6 protein-coding genes are annotated in these 21845 nt (G+C 69.7%); 2 read left to right on the forward strand and 4 right to left on the reverse strand.

What is annotated here, in order from left to right; genetic code table 11:
- The first annotated feature begins 173 nt into the window (after positions 1-173).
- Both ACYP53_RS27000 and ACYP53_RS27005 read left to right on the forward strand, forming a co-directional pair.
- Complete coding sequence (locus tag ACYP53_RS27000; RefSeq protein ID WP_459649317.1) at positions 174-3275, forward strand: hypothetical protein; 3102 nt, start codon at positions 174-176, stop codon at positions 3273-3275.
- A gap of 168 nt (positions 3276-3443) precedes the next feature.
- A complete protein-coding gene (locus tag ACYP53_RS27005) occupies positions 3444-3755 on the forward strand; it encodes a hypothetical protein (RefSeq protein WP_459649318.1) in 312 nt (103 codons plus the stop codon).
- A 404-nt stretch (positions 3756-4159) separates the two neighbouring features.
- On the opposite strand, the gene ACYP53_RS27010 is transcribed toward ACYP53_RS27005, so the two are convergent.
- Genes ACYP53_RS27010 through ACYP53_RS27025 form a run of 4 tightly spaced genes read right to left on the reverse strand, consistent with a single transcriptional unit; the run spans position 4160 to position 21823 of the window.
- Complete coding sequence (locus ACYP53_RS27010) at positions 4160-6514, reverse strand: UvrD-helicase domain-containing protein (protein ID WP_459649319.1); 2355 nt, start codon at positions 6512-6514, stop codon at positions 4160-4162.
- The gene (locus ACYP53_RS27015) at positions 6511-13245 is read right to left on the reverse strand and encodes a DEAD/DEAH box helicase (protein ID WP_459649320.1); all 6735 of its coding nucleotides are present in this window, start codon (positions 13243-13245) and stop codon (positions 6511-6513) included. Before ACYP53_RS27015 ends, ACYP53_RS27010 begins: the two co-directional genes overlap by 4 nt.
- Complete coding sequence (locus ACYP53_RS27020) at positions 13242-18674, reverse strand: hypothetical protein (protein WP_459649321.1); 5433 nt, start codon at positions 18672-18674, stop codon at positions 13242-13244. The genes ACYP53_RS27015 and ACYP53_RS27020 overlap by 4 nt, the downstream gene beginning before the upstream one ends.
- Positions 18671-21823: an SNF2-related protein gene (locus ACYP53_RS27025; RefSeq protein WP_459649322.1), complete on the reverse strand. Its 3153-nt coding sequence runs from the start codon at positions 21821-21823 to the stop codon at positions 18671-18673. Before ACYP53_RS27025 ends, ACYP53_RS27020 begins: the two co-directional genes overlap by 4 nt.
- Positions 21824-21845: the final 22 nt, after the last annotated feature.

Raw genomic sequence — 21845 nt, forward strand, 5'->3', positions numbered from 1 at the left:
TCTCCCGGGTGTTCCGCGGTGGTCGTGATGGTGATGCCGTCGTGTGCCGGGAGCAGGTTAACGACCGGCAGTCGGCTTCACCTGGTTGATCGGGTAAAGGCCCGCCTGCGCTGGCCCCACCGCTCTCAAGATCAGCTCAGCCCATGGGCACCTGACGTCCTACCATCTGTGGAATGAGCGGTGACGAGGAACAGCGCTGGCGCGACGCCAAGTCTCGGGCGCGGGCGTTCAGGGCGCTCGACCGGGACGAGCAGGACGTCCTGGCGCTGCTCTACTACCTGATCGCCACCGAGGATGCCGTCGGCGTCGACCAGGTCCCGCTCCGCGCAGTGCGCTATCGCCTCGGGAACCCGCCGCGCCTTCGCGACAGCCTTGCACGGCTGCTGCCCGGCCCCGAGCACGACGGCACCGCTCAGTCGACCGAGTCCGGCCTGACCGAGCTGAACCGCGCGCGCCTGGCCGACAACACCAGCGACAACGGCCCATTCCCCGACGGGTTCGCCGGCCCGCCACCGGTGCAGGGGCGGATCTGGAGGCTGTGGCACGCCCTCCAGGCCCGGCACGGCGTCCCGTTGGAGGACACCCTGCCGTCCGACATGGTCACCGAAGCCGCCTACGGCCGCTTCTGGAGCAGCGGCGAGAGCGTCGTCGACCACGCGCTGCACACGCTCACCCGGAAGGTGGACGGGGCCCTACTGCCCCTCGGCGGCACGCCGCTGCTGTCCGTGCCAGTACGCGTGATCGAAGGCATCCACACCGACCGCACCGGCACCGTCAACGCCGTCACCTGGGAGACGGACGAAGAGCGGCGCGAGGTCACCGACACCCCGCTGTCCTACACGATTAAGTTCCACGACCGCTACGAGGAAGCAGTCCTGGAACCCGACTTGGTGGAGCCGCTGCCGGAATGGGACCGGGCGTTCACCGTGATCCACGTCGGCGAACAGCTTCCCGACCAGTGGAGCGCCTGCGTGCTGGTGGCCGCACCGGGCGACGACTCGTGGCAGCAGCAAGCGGTCGGCCTGCTGCGGCAAGGTTGGAGGAACACCGGCCGCTTGGTCGTCCTCCTTCCCAGCCCGCGCGACGGAGCGCTCCTGCAGCCCGGCCATGTGCGATGGGTGGAGACGGCAGCGGCATGGGCAGACGCGATCCTCACCCCGGAGGAACCCTCTACTGACGCCGGCCCGCGGCTCGTCGAGCGCCTGCCAGGGCGAGGCGACTGGCTGCGCGCCGACGCGGCCCGCCACGGCGCACGGCTGTCCCTCACCAGCGCGCCAGGCACCACCGTTCCGGGCTCCGTCTCCTGGGCCCACCGCCACCGGGTGCCGGTGCACACGGACCTCGACGCCGCGGTGGCGCAGGTCCTCGACCGGATCGGCCGGGGCGCTGAGCGCAGCGGCGGCGCACGCCACGTACCGCTGCCGGTCTACCTGTCGCCGGGCTTCTTCGGCTGGCTGACGCAACATGTCGACGAGCGGCCCGTCCTGGCCGGGGCAGAGGTCGAGTGGACCGAGCCCGGTGCTCTCACCGAGGACACAGTCGCCTGGTCGGCCGTGCGGGTGCGGCTCCGGCACCGCGACCACTCCATCACCGAGCACCGGCTGCTCTCCCATCCCGGCCGGCTGAGCCTGGTCATCCACCGGCGGCGCGACCCGTGGACCGAGAGCGAGGTCCTGCTCGTGCCTGCAACGACCAACGGCCACGGCCCGCACACCGCTCTGCTCGACCTGCCTTCCTTCTCCATCTGGCACATCGACGACGGCGGCGCTCCGGTCGGACTCACGGATCGGGCTTGGGCGCTACTCGCCGAGGAGTTCGGGCTGTACGTCACGCCGCACCTCTTGAACACCCTGCCGTACCGCAGCGACTCTCCGCTCGTCCACACTCGGCACTCCGTCGTCGCGGCGCAGCTGACCGACGAGCAGTTCGCGGCCCTCGCGGCGAGGTTGCAGACGGCTCCGGTCGGCGAGCTGGAGATCCACCGCGTCGTGGACCTCCTGGCCGAGCCGGTGTGCGACTGGGGCACCGTCGGCGCTATCACCGCCGCGGTGAACCCTCGTCCGCTTGCCCAGGGCCAGCGCAGTGCCCCGTTCCGGCAGTGGCGGGAGCGCAACACCGCGTGGCGGCAGGCGACCCGCCGTGCCCACCAGGTGGTGACCACCCACCTCCGAGTGCCGTTCGGCAGCTTCGACTACCTCGCGGTCAGGGACACCATCGCGATGGTGCTGTACTGCCTGCACGTCGTCGGGAAGCAGCCGGTCACGGACGTGCCCTGGGAGAAGGTGCCGTGGTACCTGCGCGCCGGCGAGGACGAACTCATCGAGCAGTTGTCCCAGAACTCCCTCTCTGCCGCCGGCCACGACACCAGCCCGGACTACTACGGGCAGGTCGTCCCCGGGGTCGACCACGTCGCCGACCGGTACCGATGGCTGACCAGGACGTGGAACCCGACGGCGCCCCTCGAACCATCCGACGCCGTGGACGACGACCGCGCACTCAGCCGCCCCAACGGGAGCAGCGACCGCCTCCGCTGGGGCGGCCTCCAACGCCACGCCCACGTGAAGCTGCCGGACCCCGCCATCGAACTGTTCCTCCCCGAAGCGTTCGCCGCAGTGGCGATCGAGGTTTCGGCCCGACGCGGCGATCTTTCCCCGCGCCAGCGCGTACGCGTCGCCGCTGGCCCGTACGAGGGACAGCACGGCTACGTCCACCAGCCGCTCTGGCACTACGACGACCAAGAGAAGTCGGTCGCCGCCGACCCGGTCGCCCGCTACGAGGTCGACCTCGACGACACCGCCGCCACGGTGCCCCTGGACGCCGGTTGCCTCGCCCCAGGCACGGACGACGTTGTATGGCCGCGCCGCGCCCCCGGATCGTTCAAGGAGGCCCCCGCGCCAGCCTCCGACCCCCAGCCCGAGGACGAACGCCCGGCCGCACACGAGCTTGAGGCCCTACTGGCCCGGTGTGCCAACCCCGCGAACATGCCGGACCAGCTCCGCGACACGATCGCAGCGGCCGTCTCCCACCGCCAGTGCGACATCGACCTGCAGGCGTGCTCGCAGCCCTCCCGCGTCACCTGGCGCATCGTCCGGCACGACGTCCAGCTGGAGGCCCGGGCCCAGGTGACCATCTGGACCGTCGAGATCACCAAGCACGCCAACGACCCGGCTCCGGCCACCTACCTTGCCCTCGACGAACAAGGCGTCGGTGCAATCCTGTCCCGCAACACCGGCCTGACGCACCACAGCTGGGCATCACCACACGGCAATGCCTGACCGCCGCCGCCCGCACCAACAGGGCCTGTCTGAGAGATCCAGAATGATCAGGCGGTCGTGCGGCGATCCTGATCCCCCGATCCCAGCTACCCTCGGACCGACGCCGTGATCGGTGTGCCCCACCGGGGTGCAGGTAGGCGCAAGGACGTCGAAGGGGTGGATGGAGCCATGGAATTCGGTCCGGACCCAGTGGCAAAGTGGATCATCCGCGCATGCGGATGGGAGAACCTGGCCACCGTTCAGATGGGGCAGCTGCCCTCTCAACGGCGGATCGTCCAGAAGCCCGACAACTGGTGGATCGGCATCGAGGCCTCCGCCCCCTACAAGCGGGTGAGGATGTGGGCCGGCCGCGTGAACACGGACGGCACGTACGCCGACTGGACCTCGGCTCTTGACGAGCCCGTGGACGCGACCGATACGCGAGCGCTCGTCAGCGCCGTCACGGAGCTGCGCAAGCGCCTGGACAGCACCGCCGTCTGAACCGGCGAGCTGGCGGTGGCCCAGCGACTCGAAGGCCAGCCCTGTGGACGCCTTGCCGTGAGCAGGTGACCACCACCATCCATGCCGTGCACCTGGTACTGGAGAGCCAGGGTGCAGACAGCATCTACCGGTGGGAGCCAGTGCAGAAGCCGCCCCTCGCCAGCGCCCCACAACGACAGCCTGTTGCGCGAAGGCGACTCTCCTGCGAAGGCACCGACCGATCCCACGGCTGGCAGCCAAACCCAGCGGGTCATCTTCCAGGAGCACTCCGTTATCTTGAATCTCCTCCTGGGGCCGAGCACCGGCGATCCGTTGTCTGTGCCACGCCAAAGACACTCGTTGTGAGCGCCGCCCGGCCCGTAGGCATGCTTCTCCTGCAGGTTGTCCCGCTCGGCGCTGGGCGATCAGTGGACCGGCAGGAACGGGCTGGGGGCACCGTGCCAGGAGATCAATAGTGCGTCGCGGGCACGGGTTGCGGCCACGAAGAGCAGGTTGCGACTCTGCTTCAGTTCCCGTTCGTAGCGCTTGGGGTCGGTGTGCGCGAACTTCTCGATAAGTGCCGTGCGCGGCAGGATGCCGTCGCTCGCGCCGATGATGGCGAGCTTCTGGTACTCCAGCCCCTTGAACCGGTGCATGGTGCCGATGTGTACCTCACCGCCGCCCTGGGGGCCGTCCTTGGTGAGGGTCGCGGTGGTGATGCCGTGCTTCATCAGGAGATCGGCGGCGACCCGGCCGGCCATGTCGCCGTCCGCGACGCAGACGGCCATGGCGCCGCCCGGGTCGCGGACGCTGCCGTCCTCGCCGGGTCGGGTGATCTCGTCACGCCACAGCTTCAGCCTGGCGGCGAGCTGGGTGAGCTCGTCGTCCCAGTCCGCGCAGGCGACGAACTCCGGTGCCGGGCCGCGGAGCAGCGAGTGGTAGCCGCTGAGGTTCTCGGTGCCGTCGTCGAGGTCGTCGTAGGTGGAGTCGCCGACGACCTTGGCGGCCTGGTCGAGGATCTCCTGCGTGGTCCGGTAGCTCAGGGTCAGCTTCGATGCCTTGCCCCGGATGTTGATCCCGACGGTGGAGAGGGTGACCTGGCGGTCGTAGATCCGCTGGTGGGTGTCCCCGGCGATGAACAGGTCGTTCGGGCCGGGGGCGGCCATCGCGCGCAGCATCTTCCAGTGGGCGGCGCTGAGGTCCTGGGCCTCGTCGACGACGATGTGCTGGTAGCGGTGGCGGAGGTAGCGGACCGCGGAGCTGTTGTCGTCGCGGTGAATCAGGTCTCCGCCCCCGATCTCGGCCTTCCGCTCGGCGCGGTCCTGGATCTTGCGGGCACGCTCCATCTCGTAGCGCGCGGCACGCTCCGCGGACTGTGCCCAGGTTTCGCGCTTCATGCTGTTCAGGCGCAGCGTGAACTGCTCCAGCACCTGCCAGACGCCGCCGCGTTCGGGGCGGGTCAGGGCGCGGCCCATGCCCGGGCGCCGGGCCTTGAAGTAGTCCTGCCGGGTGGCGAGCGACTGCCCCAGGATCACCTGCTCCCACTCGTCGAAGAGGAATTCCGCGTCCCAACGCCGCTGCGCGTCGTACTCGAACAGGACTTCACCGAGGACCTCCTTCGCCTGGGCGTCGCCGATCAGCGAGCGCTGGGCTCCGGCGGCGCTGTTCTCGTTGAGGATGCCCTGGGCCAGGATGTCGATGTGCTTGATGTCCACGCGGGCGAGAAGGTCGGGGGTGACCAGGGAGCTGAGCCGGGAACGCAGGTCGGCGGTGAGGTTCTTGGTGTACGTCGTCAGCAGGATCGGCTTGTCCCGGCCGGGCTGGAGCTGCCTGGCGAGCCGGGCGGTGCGGTGCAGCGCGACGATGGTCTTGCCGGTGCCTGGGCCTCCGCTGACCCGGGCCGGGCCGCTGTAGTTCCGTTCGACGATCTTGCGCTGGGTGGGGTGGAGGTAGACCTTCCAGGCCCGGAAGTCGCCCTCGGCGAGCACGTTGCGCAGGTCGTCGTCGACGGTGGTGACGGCGGTACGGGTGAGGGCGGCGCCCATGTCGTCCTCGAAGCCGGCTTCGAGGACGGTGGCGGCGGGGCGGGTGATCTCGCTCTCCACCTCGTCGACGCTCATGCCGGCTCCCAGGCCGGTGAGCACTTCGGCGGTGAGGCGCGGCGCACCGGCGACGAGCTGGTCGAGTTCGTCGTCGGTGGTGACCAGGAGGGCCACCTCGACCAGGGCCTCCGCGACGCCGAGACGGCGGAGGTCGTCGGCGGTGCAGGCGGCGAGCAGCGGCTCTGCGGAGGGCTCGACGGCGGGGGGTTCGACGGCGGGGGGTTCGACAGCGGGGGCCGCAGCGGCGACGGGTTCGGCTGTGGCGTCGGCCTCCGGCGCGCCCCGCTCCGCCGGGTCGGGGGTGAGCTGGATGCCGGCCCGCTTAAGCACGCTCTGGCCGACGACGCCGAGGTCGACGAACTCGATCTCGCCGGTGATCCGGTTGATGGCGACGCTGAGCTCTTCGTAGACGTGCCTGCGGTGCCGCACGGCGACGACGAGCCACTGCTCGACGCCATCCGGGCCCACACCGACGGGAGCGAGGAGGGCGCGGTACGACGGATCGATCTTGGCGCGGAAGATGCGGCGGTCGCCCTTGAGGGGCTTGAGGTCGAGCTTGGGGTGCCCCGGATCGTTCCGGAACAGGTGGCAGAAGTCGTAGAACTTCGTCTTGACCGACGAGTCCATCTTGTAGAGCTCGTTCTCGGCCTTCTGGTAGAGGCTCAGGCGTGCTGTCATCGTGCGGCACTCGGTTCGTGGGAGTCGGAGGCGGAGTCGGGACGGTCCGTGGCATCGGGGAGGGCGGCGAGCAGGTCGTCGAGCCGGCCGAGCCATTCCTCGGCCGAGCGTACGGTGAAGCCCGCGTCGCGGTAGGCCTGCCAGGTCTTGTGGTGTTCCTCGTCGTCGCTGTCGTACGGCTCGGCCATGACGGCGATCCGCAGCCCTTCGTCGGCCCAGACGAGGTCGGCGAGCCAGCCTCGGTCACCGAGCTCGTAGCCGTAGACGGGTGCCCGCCTGCCGCGGTCGGCCAGGACGTGGGCGAGGCGGGCGAGGGGGGCGTCGGGTTCGTCTTCGTCCAGGTAGCCGAGGATCTCCCGGTCCCACAGCAGGTCCCGCAGTGCGGCCTCCAGCGGGGTCTCGTCCATCGGTTCGGCCGTCGCGGCCTGCGGTGCGCTCGCGCTCCCGCCGTACTGGACGACCAGGGACTCGAGTTCGCCGATCCCGCCGAACGCCTTGAGCGTGCCGAGGTCGAACAGGCCCGCGCCGGAGGTGGTGAGCTGGACGCCGTCGCCACCGGTGTGGGTGAGGAACTGCAGCAGGTTGGACCACTGGAGCCAGGCCCGCCACCGTGCCTTGTGCTCGGGGGAACCGAGCTGGTCGCTCTCCGTGTCGTCGAGGCACACCAGCGCCGACCAGCGGCCGGTGGCGCCGTCGACCATGAAGGCGACGGGCAGTCCGGACCGATCGGCGGTCTGGAAAAGGTTGAACGCCCCTCCCCCCGTCACCGGGGCCGGGTCGGTGTCGCCGCTCCGCTCCCAGGCTTCCAGGAGCGTCCCGAGCGCCCGGTGCGCCTTCTCCGCGGAGCCGTTGCCGACGAGCGTCGCGGGGGCGGCGCCGAGCAGTCCGCCCACGACGGACGCGGCCCGCCTGCCCCAGGCGGCGTCGTCGGGGCTGCGCAGGTAGGCGAGGAGCTGGCTCATCGGGTCGAGGAAAGCAGTGGAGTCCAGGTCGTCCTGGCCGTGCTCGGCGTACAGTTGCTTGGCCACGGCCCGGGCGCTGTGCTCGTACGGCGGCCACACCGGCTCGACCGCGTCGCGGTCCCCCGCATGCACGCCTGTGTGCTGTTCGAAGGCGGCCAGATCGTCCCAGGTGAGCTGGAAGACGGCATGCCCCTGCGCCCGCAGCCGGTTGCGCTTGTCCGCGTCGCCCGCGAGCCGGTTGTGGCGGCGGGAGGCGTGGAAGCGGCGGCCGTCGAGGTACACCGTCACCTTCCGCCTCGGGCCTTCGGTGCGTTCGAAGGTGAAGTCGGTGCGGGTGAAGCCCTCGCTGCGCTGCGCGGTGAGGCGCCAGCCGTGGACCGTGGTCGAGTCCTTGAGCCGGAGGTACCCACTGTTGTCACCGCTCTCGTCGAGCGAGGCGTCACTGCCCCGCTTCTCGGCCCAGGCCCGCAGCACGGCGAGGAAGCGTGCCTCCAGGTCGGATTCGACCTGTCCGTCCAGCCCGATCTGGTCCGTGTTGCCGACCTCCTTAGTGGTCCAGGCGTCGGTGCCCCGGCCGAGGAGGTCGTCGAGGATGTCGAGCGCCGCCTGCCGGGACACGGCCTCGATGTGCCGTTCGTCGGTGTAGCGGTACAGGCAGCGGTGGCAGGCGGGCCGGTTCTCCTGGACGCACGGACAGTCGACGAGGAGGGTCCGCGCGTCTTCGAGAACCTGGCGGAAGGCAGACGGGGCGGTGAGCCGGTCGAGGTAGCCCGTGCCGTGCGGGAGCCGGTCGTAGAGGACGAGGAAGTGCCTCGTCTCGTCGGTGTCACGGTCGGGCATGGTGGCGAGGCAGGAGTCCAGGTGCTGCGGGTCCCCACCGAAGGCACGGTCGACGCCGAGCCGCAGCGCGGCCTGGAAGGAGTACACCTTCTCGTCGACCAGAACGGTCGCCGCCGGGAGCAGGACCCGCAGCGCCTCGGTCTCCAACTCGTGGGCGAGCAGCACCTGTTCCTGCGCCACCGCCTTCGTGCCGCGCCGGTGCGGGCACCAGGGCGTGTGGTGCTTGAGAGCGCGCTGGCGGTTGGCCGAGATGTCAACGGCGTCGCGGTCGTCGTCGAACACCGGCTGCCCGTCCGCACTCGCCGCGCCACATGCGGTGCACACCTGGAAGGGAGCGATCCGTACCGGTCGCCCGGCGATCCGGTCGCCCTCCTGGGCGCCGATCCTGAGCGGCCCGACGTTGACCCGCCGGATCACGGCACGTCGGGTGTAGTCGACGCCGAACACCTCGCTGGTGTGCCGCCAGGAGGTCTTGGGCACGAAGTCGCCCGGGGCGATGTCGACCATGTCGACGACGCTGTAGAACCGCCGGTCGCGGTCGTCGCTCTCGTCTCCGATGCGGGCGTCCTCGCGCTTGGCGCGGGCGGTGACCGTGGTCGGCTGGACCACCTGCCAAAGGCTGCCCGAGTCGGCGATGCCGGCGTCCCCGCAGCGCGGGCACGGTGAGATGTCCTGCTGGGCGTTGTGCGTCCGAACGTGGCCGCAGGACGGGCAGAACCGCCAGTACCGCCAGTCGTGGTCCTGGCCCGTGACGATGTCGATGCCGGTGATGCGGTGCTTGTAGCCCTCCGCGTAGAAGGTGTTGCCGGGTGCGAGTTCGGCGACGGCGAAGGACCGCGGCCGTTCGTAGGTGTACGGCTTCGACTTGTAGGCCTCCTGCCCCGTGCCGGTCTTCCCCTCCGGCCAGTAGAGCGTGGCGGACAGGGTGGTCGTCGAGTCGATCAGCGCGTAGTTCGGGAGAAGCCCGAGGTCGCACAGGACGCTCTGGGCGGGCTGGCGCAGCCTGGCCCCGCCCTTCTTCGACAGTGCCCGCGCTTCGGCCTCCAACTCGGCCTTCGTCCGGGCCTGTTCCTCGTCGCCGTCCTTCAGCTCGTCGATGGCCGAGCGGATCGTACGGATGCGGTCGCGCAGCTTCTGGCTCTCCCGCTCCCAGTCGCGCTCGGCCCGCTCGACCGCGCTGCGCAGGCGGCGCACCGCGTACTTCGTCAGCTCGGCCCGGGCGTTCTCGCTCACGCCGACCGGGAAGAGGTCGAGGAAGCCGCGGACCAGCTCCTCGCCGTGGGCGAGGGCGGCGGCGGCGAAGTCCGCGAGGTAGCCGGACGGGCCGAACAGTTCGTCCACCCTGCGCGGCAGCGCGGCCAGCGGCCTGCCGTCCTCGCGCAGGAGCCGGCCGCGGGCCGCGAGGTCGAGCAGGTGGGCGGTGTACTGGCGGCGCAGGATCTCGACGGCGGACAGGTACGAGCCGGGCGGCACGATCTGCCCGTCGATCATGTCGCGCGGCCGGTCCAGGAAGTACAGGTCGCGGCGCGAGCGGTCCGGGATGGTCAGCATGAACGCGTTGCCGGTGCGGCGGCCGGCCCGGCCCGCCTGCTGGGTGTAGTTGGCGGGACGGCGCGGCAGGGCCCCGAGCACAACGGCCGACAGGTCGCCGATGTCGATACCCATCTCCAGGGTCGGGGTGCAGGAGAGCACGTTGGGATCGTTGAAGCCCTCGCCCTTGCGGAACGCCTCCTCGACGCGTTCGCGCTTGGCCCGGGAGAGCAGTCCGGTGTGCTCCGCGGTGATCACCTGGAAGGTGCCGGCCCGCCGGTAGAGGCCTCGGTAGTAGTCGTCGCGGTAGTCGCGGTCGCGGTCGTGCCGGTCGACGGTCTCCTGCCAGCGGTCGCCGGCGACGAGCCGCCCGGACGCGCAGCGGTACGCGGGGCAGGGCTGGCCGTGGTACCGGGACAGCAGCGACGGGTGCACGGTCTGCTCCCAGAAGCACCTGGGGCAGCGCACGTACGCGCTGTTGACCTGCTCATCTGAGAGCAGCTGGAGCTGCACGGCCCCGGGTTGGAGTCCGTAGATCCGGGCCGCCGAGTCGCCCGGAGTTCTGACGGCGAGCAGCCCGGCATCGGCGAGCCGGGGCAGCAGGCGGAGCCAGAACTCGTCCGCCTGCTCGCGGGTCAGGCCCAAGCAGCGCTGCGCCCACGTCTCGTACCAGGAGAGGCGTCCGGCCGCGACGTCGAACTCGCTGTTGGGCTTCGGTTTGGCGAGCAGGAAGACCGGGGCGGCGACGCCCTTGGGGAAGGCCTTCATGCCACGCGGGCGGCCGCCCCAGATGAAGAACCGGCTGGTCCCGGCCTCGTCGAGGTACTTCCCCAGCCAGCGGTGGCCGATCGCGCCACGGGTGCGCATCCGGTCGAGGAAGCCCCGTAGGAAGGCGAGGTAGCGGTCGTCGTCGTGGGAGGTCAGGGTGAGGCCCCGGTCCGCCGTCTCCTCGTGGGCAGTGCGGACCAGCGCGATCGCGGCCCGCTCATCGGGGATGGCCGCGAACGCCGCAGCGGTGCGGGTGAGTTCGAGGGTCCGACCGTTGCGGGAGCGGTGGCCGAACTCCATCACGGCCTCGAAGGCGAACCGCTCGCCGATCAGGTCCCAGGTCCGCTTGTCCCCACCACGGCCGGCACCCGACAACAGGCGGGCCACACCCGAGTCATCGTGCAGGTCGGGCGGGACGACCGCGGCCAGGGTCTCACGGTCGGTGGTGGCCTCGACCACGTCGGCCACCAGGTCGTTGAGCGCGGTGGGCCGGTGCTCGCTCAAGTGCTTGGTGAACAGGGCGCGCAACGAGAAGGTGTAGGAACGGGAAGCGACGAAGCCGGCCCGGTGTGCGGCGTCCTGCACCGAGTCGTTGAACATCAACGTCTTGGTCTCACGCTGCTTCTTGTCCATCTCCCCGCCAGTGAACAGCTGGGTGACGGACGCGGCGGCGAGCGCGGCGGCACCGGTGCCGAGGAAGCGGATCGCGTTGTGGGTGCCGCAGGCCGGGCACCAGTCGTCCTGTGCCGCGCGCTCGGCGCGCTCGCCCAGCTGGACGAGGACGAAGGCCGCGTCCGCGCCCCGGGGTCGGGGATCGCCTTCGGCGGTGTAGTCGTCAGCCGGATCCGGCAGCCGGAGGCGGCGGTCGGGGCCGTCCAGCACCATCAGCACGCCCGCACCGCCGGTGGTCAGCGACCGCTGGGCCGCCGGGTCCATCGGGGCACGGCCGCTGCCTTCCATGGCCTCCTTGTCGGTGGCAGCGATCAGGGTCCGGATCTTCGCCTTGTCGGCGGTCACTGAAGCGCGCCGGATCTTGTGGGACTCGAAGCTCAGCTCCTCGGCATCCGACTCGGGTGCCAGGACGGACCAGCCGGAACGGCCGCACTCGCGGCAGTACACCGCCGGCAGGAACAGCCGGGTCTCACGGGGGCCGGTGGTGTCCGGCGTCGTCCGAGACGGCGCCTGCGCCCCGGCCGCGTCCCAGGCGAAGGACGCCTGGGGCCACGGCTGGACGCCGCGCAGCATGCGCGTCACCGACCGCGCCCACTGGTGCACCTCCACCTGCACTAGCGGACGGCTGCTCCCGGCGGGCTCGTCCGGATCCCGGGCGACGGACAGCAGAGCGACGAACCGGGCCAGGGCGAGTGCCGCCACCTCGGGCCGGGTGGTGATCGCCTCATCCCAGCTGGCGGCCCCTTGGCGTCGCATGACATCCAGGACCTCGTCGTAGCTTCGCACCGTGCCGTCGAACGCGGACAGGACGGCGTAGGTGAGCCGGTTCCGCTTGAGCGCCGCGCCCAGTTCCCGGCCGTCGAGCGGGCCGGTTGCGTCGAACCGGCTCCCGGTGACAGCCTCGGCGAGTGCGGCCAGTGCCGCGTAGCCGGAGGCGGGGTCGGGCAGTGTGGTGAGCGCCTCGGGCGTGGGTACCCGGCCGGGCAGGAACTTGGCGTCCGGGACCGTCTCGTCGAGCATGAACTCGTCGACGGTGAGCCGGTCCTCGCCGACGACGGCGTCCTCGGTGAACTCGGTGCCGAAGACGTGCGCGGCGACGTCGAGCAGCTGACGCACCCCGTCCGCATCGGTTCCGGACGCGAGGGTGGCGGAGGTGGCGACCGGGGTGATCGTCCCCAGCGGGCTACCGAGCTGCGTCGCCCCGACTGCGGAGGCCAGCCGGCGCAGCAGCATCGCCACGTCGGTACCCTGCGCGCCGTCATAGGTGTGGAACTCGTCCACCACCACGTAGCGGATGTCGCTGCCGTCCCAGAGCGAGGCGTCCGCGGAGCGCTGCAGCAGCAGGTCGAGCATCTTGTAGTTGGTGATCAGAATGTCCGGCGGGGACAGCTGCATGTCCTGGCGGCGGGTGTAGACGTAGTCGTAGTGCGTCGCTGCCTTGTCGCCGATGTACAGGCCGGCCCGGACTCCCTGGAGCGCGTCCTTCTCGGCGTCCAGCAGGTCGTTGATGCGTCCCGCTTGGTCGGTGGCGAGGGCGTTCATCGGGTACAGGAAGACGGCCTTGACGCCGGTGTGCCCGGCCGCGCGCTCGCGGGCGCAGTGGTCGAGCACCGGGTAGAGGAACGACTCCGTCTTGCCGGAGCCGGTGCCGGTGGTGACCAGGGTCGGCTCCGGAGTGTGGCCGTCCTTCGTGGTGAGCCGAGCGAAAGCGCGGGCCTGGTGCGCGTACGGGGACCAGCCGCCGGAGCGGTGCCAGTCCAGGTGCTGCTGCCAGCCGTCCTCCGCGCGCGTGAACGGCGTGCGCAGGCGCAGGTACGGGCCACGGAACATGCCCGTGGCCTCGTTCCCGAGGAAGGTGTGCAGCGCCTTGCGGGCACCCTCGTCGGCCAGGCCGTAGGTGGTGGAGAGGTACTGGAGCAGGCTCTCCTTGAGTCCCTGTGCTTCGAGAGTCGGCCTCACGGCTTCGGAACCTCCATCGTCGTCGGGTCCCACAGGCCCTTGGCCACGGCGTCGTTCAGGCGCTCGGTGAAGTGGGCGTGGGCACGGCCCATCTCGGCTTCGCGGTCGGCCTTGTAGAAGGGCGCGGCGTAACCGTCTGGAACGGGATTCACCGCGGGGTCCTCCTGGTGGGCCTCGAACTGCTGCCAGTGCTCCTTGGTCTGGTCGAAGCCATAGGTGTAGCGGTCGCCAGCGATCTTCCGCTCGTTGGCATCAAACCAGGTCACCCGGTCGAAGTCCTGCATGATCGGGAACCGGGCCCGGTACATGGCGACGAGCGTGTCCGCATCAATGCCGAGCCAGACGGCGACGAGCGCATCGATCTCGACGAGCGCAGCGCGGCGCGCGTACTCGGTACGGAGCGGCGTTTCCCGCTGCCAGGAGGGGGTTACGGCGTGCAGCTCCGTCTTCATACCCGGCCACTCGATCGCCCAGGACTCGTCACCAGCCCAGGAAGAGTCGTAAAGCTCGTCCCAGAGGTCGGCGTAGGCAGTGGTCAGGGCGTTCAGGCGGAGGGTGCGGAGGAGGAGGGCGGGGGCAAGGGGGTGATCGGGCTGCGCCTGCGGCAGGCGCTTGGCCTGGGCAACTTCCAGATGTCCCACACCCATGGTCCGGAGGAGGTAGTCCACCGGTAGCGCAGCCATGAACCCAGCTGCGAGGGCGGTCAGCCGAGGTGTGACGAAACGTGCTGAACGCACCGCATGAATATGAGTCGTCCCTGGCGGGATCAGTGCCGCGTACAGAGCGCGTTCGGTGTCAGGTGCAATCATTTCGCGCCATGCCAAGCGGTACCACCCGCTGTACGGTGCACCGGCCTTTTCCTGCAGAAACTCCTCAATCTCCGCCTCTGCGACCTCTTCGGGTTCGATCCTCCGCGTCCCAGCGACCGTCAGCCTTGCTGCTGCTCTCTCGTCCTCCGAAGCGAGCAGCTCCTCGTAGCGCTCCCAGTGAATCCAACGCTCCTGTTCTCCCTGGAACACTTCGACCGGTGCTACCCGCTGGTACTCCGACTCCGGAACCGCGTCGTCTGCGAGCGTTCGGAGGTCCAGGCCGCGTGTCTCGCCGCCACCCTGGCTGGGTTGCTTGAACATCGGGTTGGCGACGCCGAGTTGCGGACCCTTGAGGATGATGTCCTCCCAGGACTCCGCATGGTAGTCCTCCTGGCCATCCACGCCGGTGTTGTAGTCGATGAGCCGCACGTTCTTGCCAGGGCCGAACTTCGCCTTCTTAGCTTGGCCTTCATCGAAACCGATAGAAATCTCGGGGCTCAGCTGGCCGATACGCAGCGGATAACGCGCAAGGGCCTTGATCGCAGGTGCTTCAGCCGTGCTTACCGGCATGAGCATAGGCGTCTGCTCTGGACGACCGCCGTCTCCCGTGAAACGCCTCCAAAGCTGCAGGGTCTCCGGAGTAACGCGGATAACTCGTTTAGGGTGCGGACGTTCGTCCCACTCCCCTTGATACTTGACCCCGGGCGCCTCTTCGTTGTCCTCAGCGATAGCCGATAGCCGCAATGTGTCGACCGTAAACAGCCATGACAACGAGTCGAAAGCAATAATTCTGGCACTACCATAGATGTGGACCCCGAAGTGGCTCGACCTGCCCACCGGCGGAGGAAAGAAGCGGTTTCCCGCATTGACAAAGTCCCCGTGTACCCGAAGACGCCTATACGCTGCCGCCCTCAGCCGAGCCTCCTTGTCGCCGGAGAAATGAGTATCAGGGTGCACCATCCCCGCCGTCCCGCTGACGCTCGCGTGATCCCACACCTCGCACATAAATGCTCGATAGAGATCCGGCTTAGTTCCAGACACCAGCGGATAGACCGCCGAATCCGACAGATATGAAGCCGTAGTAATTGTGTTCGTAAACTCGCCGATCAGGTACTTCTGAACTTCTTCCCGCTCAAGCAGCAGAGCCTGTCGTCGACTCTTTTCTTCTGCTTTCGGCTTTTCCGTCAGCATGAACCAGGGCTCGAACTCCGCGAGGACCGGGTCTTCCTTCCACTGGGGCCGCACCCACGGCGGGTTTCCAACCTGAAGGTCAAACCCTCCGGACTGTCCTGCGAAGACCCCAGCGTAATCCAACTCCCAGTGCAGGAAGCCCTGTTCCGCCGCAATGTCACGAACGGTCCGCATCCACGGGTACCGTGTCTCAACGGCCTTACGGGCATCGTCCATGCCCATCTCGGCCTCGACCAGTTTCTCCAGGTCCTTCAGCTTGGCCAGGGAGTCGACGGACGTGGCGAACGTCCCCTCGGGTACCTCACCTGTGCCGACCATGGACTCCAGGAACGCGAGCCAGTCATCAAGGCCGGTCAGCGCGATGACGTCACGGCGACGCACCGGCCCGCCCACGCCCCCCTTGCGGCCGCCCGACGCGCCGGCCTTCTTGATCTCCCGCCGCTCGACGAGGTCGTCCCCGCCCTCGCCGAAGGCCAACTGGTCTCCGGGCAGGGCGAACAGCAGCCCGTGCTCCACGAAAGCCGGCTCGGCTTCGGCCACCGGCTCCGCAGCCACCCCGGTGACCGGCGCCACTCCGGAGGACAGCAACGCGTCCAGGGTGACGACCGGCGCAGTGGCGTACTCGGGGTCCGATCCGTCCAGCAGGCCCACCTTGTCCAGCGGCCAGAACCAGAGCGCGCACCAGGCGTCCATGACCTGCTTGAGCCGCCAGTACGGCGAGCCCTCCGCCTCGAACAGGTCCTTGAAAACCTGCTCCTTGGTCAGCGGCAGCGTGCCGCCCGCGTTCTCTTTGTCGCGGCGGAGGAAGGCGTACTCCTCGGCGTCCTCCCGCCGATCGGCACCCCAGACGTCTATGGTGCGGGCGATCTCCTGCTCACTGAGCTCCAGTCGCTTGGCGACCAGCCGCCACAGGTACTCCACCCGCTCCGCGACCGCCTGGAGCCGGGCCAGCTGGCTGCTCTTGCCCCTGGTGGCCTTCGGCTTCGTCACCACCGTCTTCCGCCACGCCTTCAGGCCGTTGACCTGTTCACCAGCGAGCTGCTCGACCAGCTTCTTCGCGTCCGCAACCGCGCCCCACCCGGGCGAGGGCAGCAGGAACTGGTGCACCGCGCCTTCCGGCAGCGGCTGCTCCGTGCCGTCCTCCGCCGACCGGAACGGCAGCTTGGTCGGCGTCTGCGCGGCGACCGTCCGCTCCTTCTTGACGGCTTCGGCCGCGTACACCCAACGCCGGGCCCCGATCAGCGAGTTGCCGCGCCGCAGATGCAGGCCGAACCACGGCGCGCGCATGCCGGGGTGCATGGTGTTGAGCCACAGCGATACCTCGGCGAGTTCGACACCGGTCGCGTTGAGATCGACGCCGTACGCGTTGTGGAGGGCGATGTACGCCTTGACCTTCTGCTTCGCCTCCAGCGCCTGCGAGGTGTCGAGGGTGAGGCCCAGCTCCTCCTGGCGGCGCTTCAGGTATGCCTCGGCTACCTGGTTGATCGCCTCGTTGAGGAACGCGCCGGAGCCCAGGGCCGGTTCGCAGATGGTGTAGCGGAGCAGTTCGCTCGCCCGCGTCCGGACGGCCTTGCCGTCCTCGTCCGTCTTCTGGTCGAGCCTGTGCTTCAGGGCCAGTTCGACAGTGACCTTGGTCAGCGACTCGGGGGTGTAGTAGGACGCCGAGGTCTCTCGGTCGCGTCCGGCGAGGCGGTAGACGAAGCGGCCGGGCTCGTACTTCTTCGGGCCGCGCAGGCCGTGCTGTTCGGCGTCCTGCGCGGAGTAGACGACGTGGGTGTTCGCCGGGTAGTCGCTCAGCCGGTCTGCGGGGATGAGCCAGGAGCCCTTCTCGGGGTCGCCGTGCTGCTGGGTGCCGCTCTTCGCGGCGCCCGGTTTGGCGACTTCGGCCAGCATCCGCTCGTCGTCGATGATGCCGGTGTAGGACATCAGGCCCTCGTAGACGGCGCCAAGCTGGTTGATGCCGAGGTTGCGGTAGGAGATGAAGCCGCCCTGCCGGCCCTTTGCGCTCGCCTCCTTCATGGTCAGCAGGCGCAGCACCTCGTGCAGGGCCTCGTTGCGCAGCCGGAGGTCGAGCCACTTCGGGAGTTCGTCCGCGCCGCTGTCGGCATCGACACGCGGATCGCGGACGCCCCGGCCGATGAGGGTGATGGCCTTCGGGTCGAAGAGTTCGCTGCGCAGCGGTTCGAAGCGCAGACCGCGCCGTTCGCTGCGCTCGCCAGCGGCCTTGTGGTCCCCGGGTTCGGTGCCGTGCGGGCGGTGGCCGTAGTTGACCTTGTTGAACAGGACATCGAGCGAGGCGTAGAGGTGGAACCCCTTCTTGCTCTCCTCGTCGACCAGCTTCCGGTCGCGGGAGACCAGTTCGCGCAACCGGGCGACGGAGTAGCCCGCCTCGTAGGTGGAGTCGTCGGCGGGCAGGATGCCCAGTTCGGGGCGAGCCTCGGCGTACAGCAGGAAGAGGATGCGGTACAGGTAGCGCAGCGACTCGCGGGTCAGCTGCTTGGCGAACGGCCCGTGCCGCTCCGGGTCCTCGATCTGCCGCGGGGTGACCTCGCTCTCCTTGAGCCGGGCGAGCACCTCGTTGGCGATGATCTCGACCGAGCGCTGAAGCCCCTTGCGCAGCTCGGAGTTGACGCCGACCGCGTTGTCGCGGGAAGCCTTGAGGAGGTCGTCCATCCGGCGGCCCTTGCCGTCTGGGCGGGGAGCCAGCATGTCGAGGGAGAAGAGCGCGGCGAGCAGGGCGAGCTCGCCGGTCTTCTTGGTGTCGTTGCGCAGCAGCGCCGCGTCCACGCTCGCCGCGAGGTACCGGCCCTCGGACCAGGTAGTGCGGTCGGCGAGGACGATCACGCCGCCGCAGAGCAGCAGCACGAACCGCGGCGCCTCGCCGCCCGGCTCGTGCAGTTCGCTCTGGAAGAGCCAGCCGGCGAGCTTCTCACCCGTACTGATCAGACCCTCGGACGTCTTGAGGGGGTTCAGCAGGCGGCCCGCGCCGTCGGCGTCGAGGGCGTCGTCGAGGCTGTCGGTCCACCCGCAGTCGAGGGCGACGATTCCGTCACCGTGCCAGGCGACGGGGAGTTCGTACGCGCGGCCGGCATTGTGCAGCGGCAGCACGCGGTCCGACCTGCCGTATCCGAGGGCGGCGAGCAGGGCGGTGTGCCAGGCGGCGAGGCGCTCGGCCCGCTCGCCCGCCGGGTCGTCGTCAGCGGCGAGGACCGGCCGGACCCGGCCGGCGTATTCGGTGTGCAGCCCGAGCAGCAGCTCACGCGGGGTGGATTGCGTGTCGTGCTGGTCGGTCTCGCGGTAGGTCCACAGGGTGAACAGGCCCTCGTCGTCCGCCGACTTCTTCTTGAGGGTGTTCTCCAGTTCCTCGCTGAAGTAGTGGGCGGAGAGGTACTCGCCGCGGTTGGCGAAGGAGTCGAAGGTGTAGCTCATCGGGTGGACTCCTCGGCGCGGGCGGCGGTCGGTGCGGCGGTAGATGCGGCGGAGTAGAGGGGTTCGAGGACGGCAAGGACCCGGATCATCGGGTCGCCGGAGGTGCGCATGCGTCGGACGAGCTCGCGGCGGTCGGTCGCGGTGTCCTCGACCTTCTCGCGGCGGCGGTGCTGGTTTCCTGCGACTTCCAGCGCGAGCTGCTCCCAGGTCTGGACGCGATCCTCGTACGGGGCGAGGTAGCCGTCGATCAGCCGGTCGTACTCGGCGCGCCGGGCCCGCAGGTGGGCCTCCGCGGCGTCGACGGCGGCTGGCACGAGGGCCTTCAGGCCGCTCTCGTCGAGGATCCGGTCGCGTCCCGGCATGTTCGGGCCGACGCCGCAGGCGGCGAGGAACGCCGAATCCATCCGCCAGACCCGGGGGTCGGCGCCGTCAAGGCCGGTGACGGCCATCCACTCGACCACGGTCGGAGTGCCGGCGGCGTTGGAGTGGACGCCCTGCAGCAGATAGACGGGGCCGCCCAGGGCTGCCGGCAGATCGGGGTGGATGCGGGCGGCCCTGGCAGCGTCCGGCTGGTGGGCGAGGACGAACGCCTCGTCGTACTTGAGCTTGGCGAGGACCTTGTCCGTCACCCAGTCGAGGACCGGGTGGATGTCGGACACGTAGGAGACGTTCGGCCACTGCGACGCGGTCTGCTCGGTCTTTCCCCGCTTGGCGTCGCGGGCCGCTTCGAGCCGCTCCGCCGCGTACTTCCGGTTGAAGGTGAGGCTCAGCGTGCCGTCGTACTTGGACGTCGTGAGGATCTTCTCCTGGTCGAGGTACGAGGCGGGCAGTGCGCGCAGCCGATACTGGAGATCGTCCGGCGGCGTGAACTCGACGCGGCCCCGGTCCGTGACGGGCTTCCAGCCCATGGCCTCGCGCTCGGCCTGCGGGTAGACCAGGTCCATCGCGGCATGGAAGTACGCCTCGGTGTCGGCGAACAGATGCGGTACGTCCGCCTTGGCCACCGGGGGGATCCCCGCGGCGGCCGACGCGGCCGACGGATCGGCGATCAGCGCGTTGACGTTCGCGAGGAGGCCGGCCAGGACGCCGCCCGCCTCCTGCCGGGACTGCTGGATGGAGCGCTCCGCCGTACCGCCCTTGATGAGGTCGCGGGTCAGGCGGTCGTCCTCCTTCTTGGCGTCGTACAGGCCGGTGACGGCCTCGGCGCAGCCCTCGCCCGTCTCGATCTCGTGGGCCTGCGCCTCGCGGCTCAGCAGCCGGACACCGACCAGCCGGTCGTCGAGGGTGAGCTGCTCTCCGGTCGATTCGTCGCGCCGCCACGGGACGTCGGCGGTCAGGGTGATCGCGCGGAACTCGGGACTGACGGCCTGGCCGTAGCGGTCGATTCGGCCGTTGCGCTGCTCGATGCGGATGAGCGACCACGGCAGGTCGTAGTGGACGAGGTCGTGGCACTGGTGGTGCAGGTTGACGCCTTCGGAGGCGATGTCGCCGGTGAACAGCAGCCGTACGGGCTCGTCGCGGCGGCCGAAGCGGTCGACGATCTCCCGCTGCTGGTCGTCGTTGGTGGCGTCGCCGTGCATGACCTCGACCGCCCCGCCGTACGCCTTCCAGGGACGCGCCTTCTCCGCCAGGGCCGGCTTCGCCTTGAAGCCCAGCCGCTCCGGGACGACCTGGGCGAGCCACTCCAGCGTGGCGATCCGCTCCGAGAAGACCACGACCCGGCGTTCGGAGCGCGGGCCGACGCCGAGCTCCTTCTTCAGCGTGTCCACCAGAGCGTCCAGCTTGGCGGAGTCCTTGTCCTCGAACTCCGCGACGAGCGCTTCAAGTTCGGTGAGGGCCCGGTGTTCCACCGTGAACGCCTCGCGGGCCTTGGGAGTCGCCTCGGCGCGCCGAGGGTGCTCCAGGTAGGCACGGCGGTTGGCGAGCGACTTGCGCAGGGCGACGTGAGAGGAGAGGAACGCCTTGAGGAAGCCGTACGCCACCATCGGCTCGGCGCAGACCGAGGAGCGGGCGGGATCGCCGGGGGTCCATTCGGCGGCCAGCTTCTCCAGGACGGCCACCTCCTTCGGCGTGGCCGGGGCCGGGACGGGAAGGGACGGGCCGCGTTCCGCCCACGGCTTGTCCTTCAGGCCGTCACGCACCTCGCGGTCGGTCTTGGTGCGGCGGATGTAGAGGTGGTCGAGGTCCGCGACCTTGTAGTTCTTGACGTCGGCGATCGCCGCCGGGTCGAGCATCCGGATCAGCTCGGCGAAGGATTCGGCCTCGCCGTTGTGTGGGGTCGCCGAGGCCAGGATCAGCGCGTCGGTGTTCTTGGCGAGCCGCTCTGCGAGGCGGTTGTTCCGGGTGCCCTTGTTGACGAGGTTGTGCGACTCGTCGATGACCACCGCGTCCCATACGGTGTTCTCCAAGTGGTGCGCGTAGGTGGCCGACTTGAGCGTGTCGACGGAGACGATCACCCGCTTGAAATGGGCGAAGGGGTTGCGCCCGGCGGGGATCTCCTGCTGGATGCGCTGGATTCCGGTGGAGTCCAGTCGCACCAGCGGCAGGGAGAACCGGGTCCACATCTCGCGCTGGAACTGTTCCAGGACGTGGGCCGGCGTGACGACGAGGATGCGCTCGCCCCGGCCCCGTCTGATCAGTTCCGCAAGGGTGATGCCGATCTCCAGGGTCTTGCCGAGGCCGACCACGTCCGCGATCAGCAGCCGCGGCTGCGGATTGCGCATGGACAGCGCCCGCTCGGCCGGGCGCAGCTGGTGCTCCTGGCGGTCCATCAGGAACGAGTCGGCCAGCGCGAGCCCGTGCTCGGTCTGCGGGAGCGCGGTCTTGCGGATCACCGCCTCCAGGTAGAGGCGGGCCTTGGCGTGCTTCGAGGTCTCGTCCGCGACGAGGTCGGTCTTGCGCGGGTCGAGCACGTCGATCTGGTCGAGGCCCTGGTAGAACACGGCGTCCGTGCCCCGGACGAACGAGGAGACACCGCTGACCTCGACCATCAGCCCGTCGCGGCTCTCGGTGACCGACTTGACGAGCCACTGCTCATCCCGGATCCGGACCTGGGCGCCGGGGGCGAAGGTCGGCTTCGCCCCCGCCGGGAAGTGCGAATCCTCGGCGGTGCCCGCAGCAGAATCGTCGGGCAGTGGCGCCGTCGTCACGTTGTGCTCCTCGATAATGGTG

This window comes from Kitasatospora sp. Ki12 (assembly GCF_054601375.1).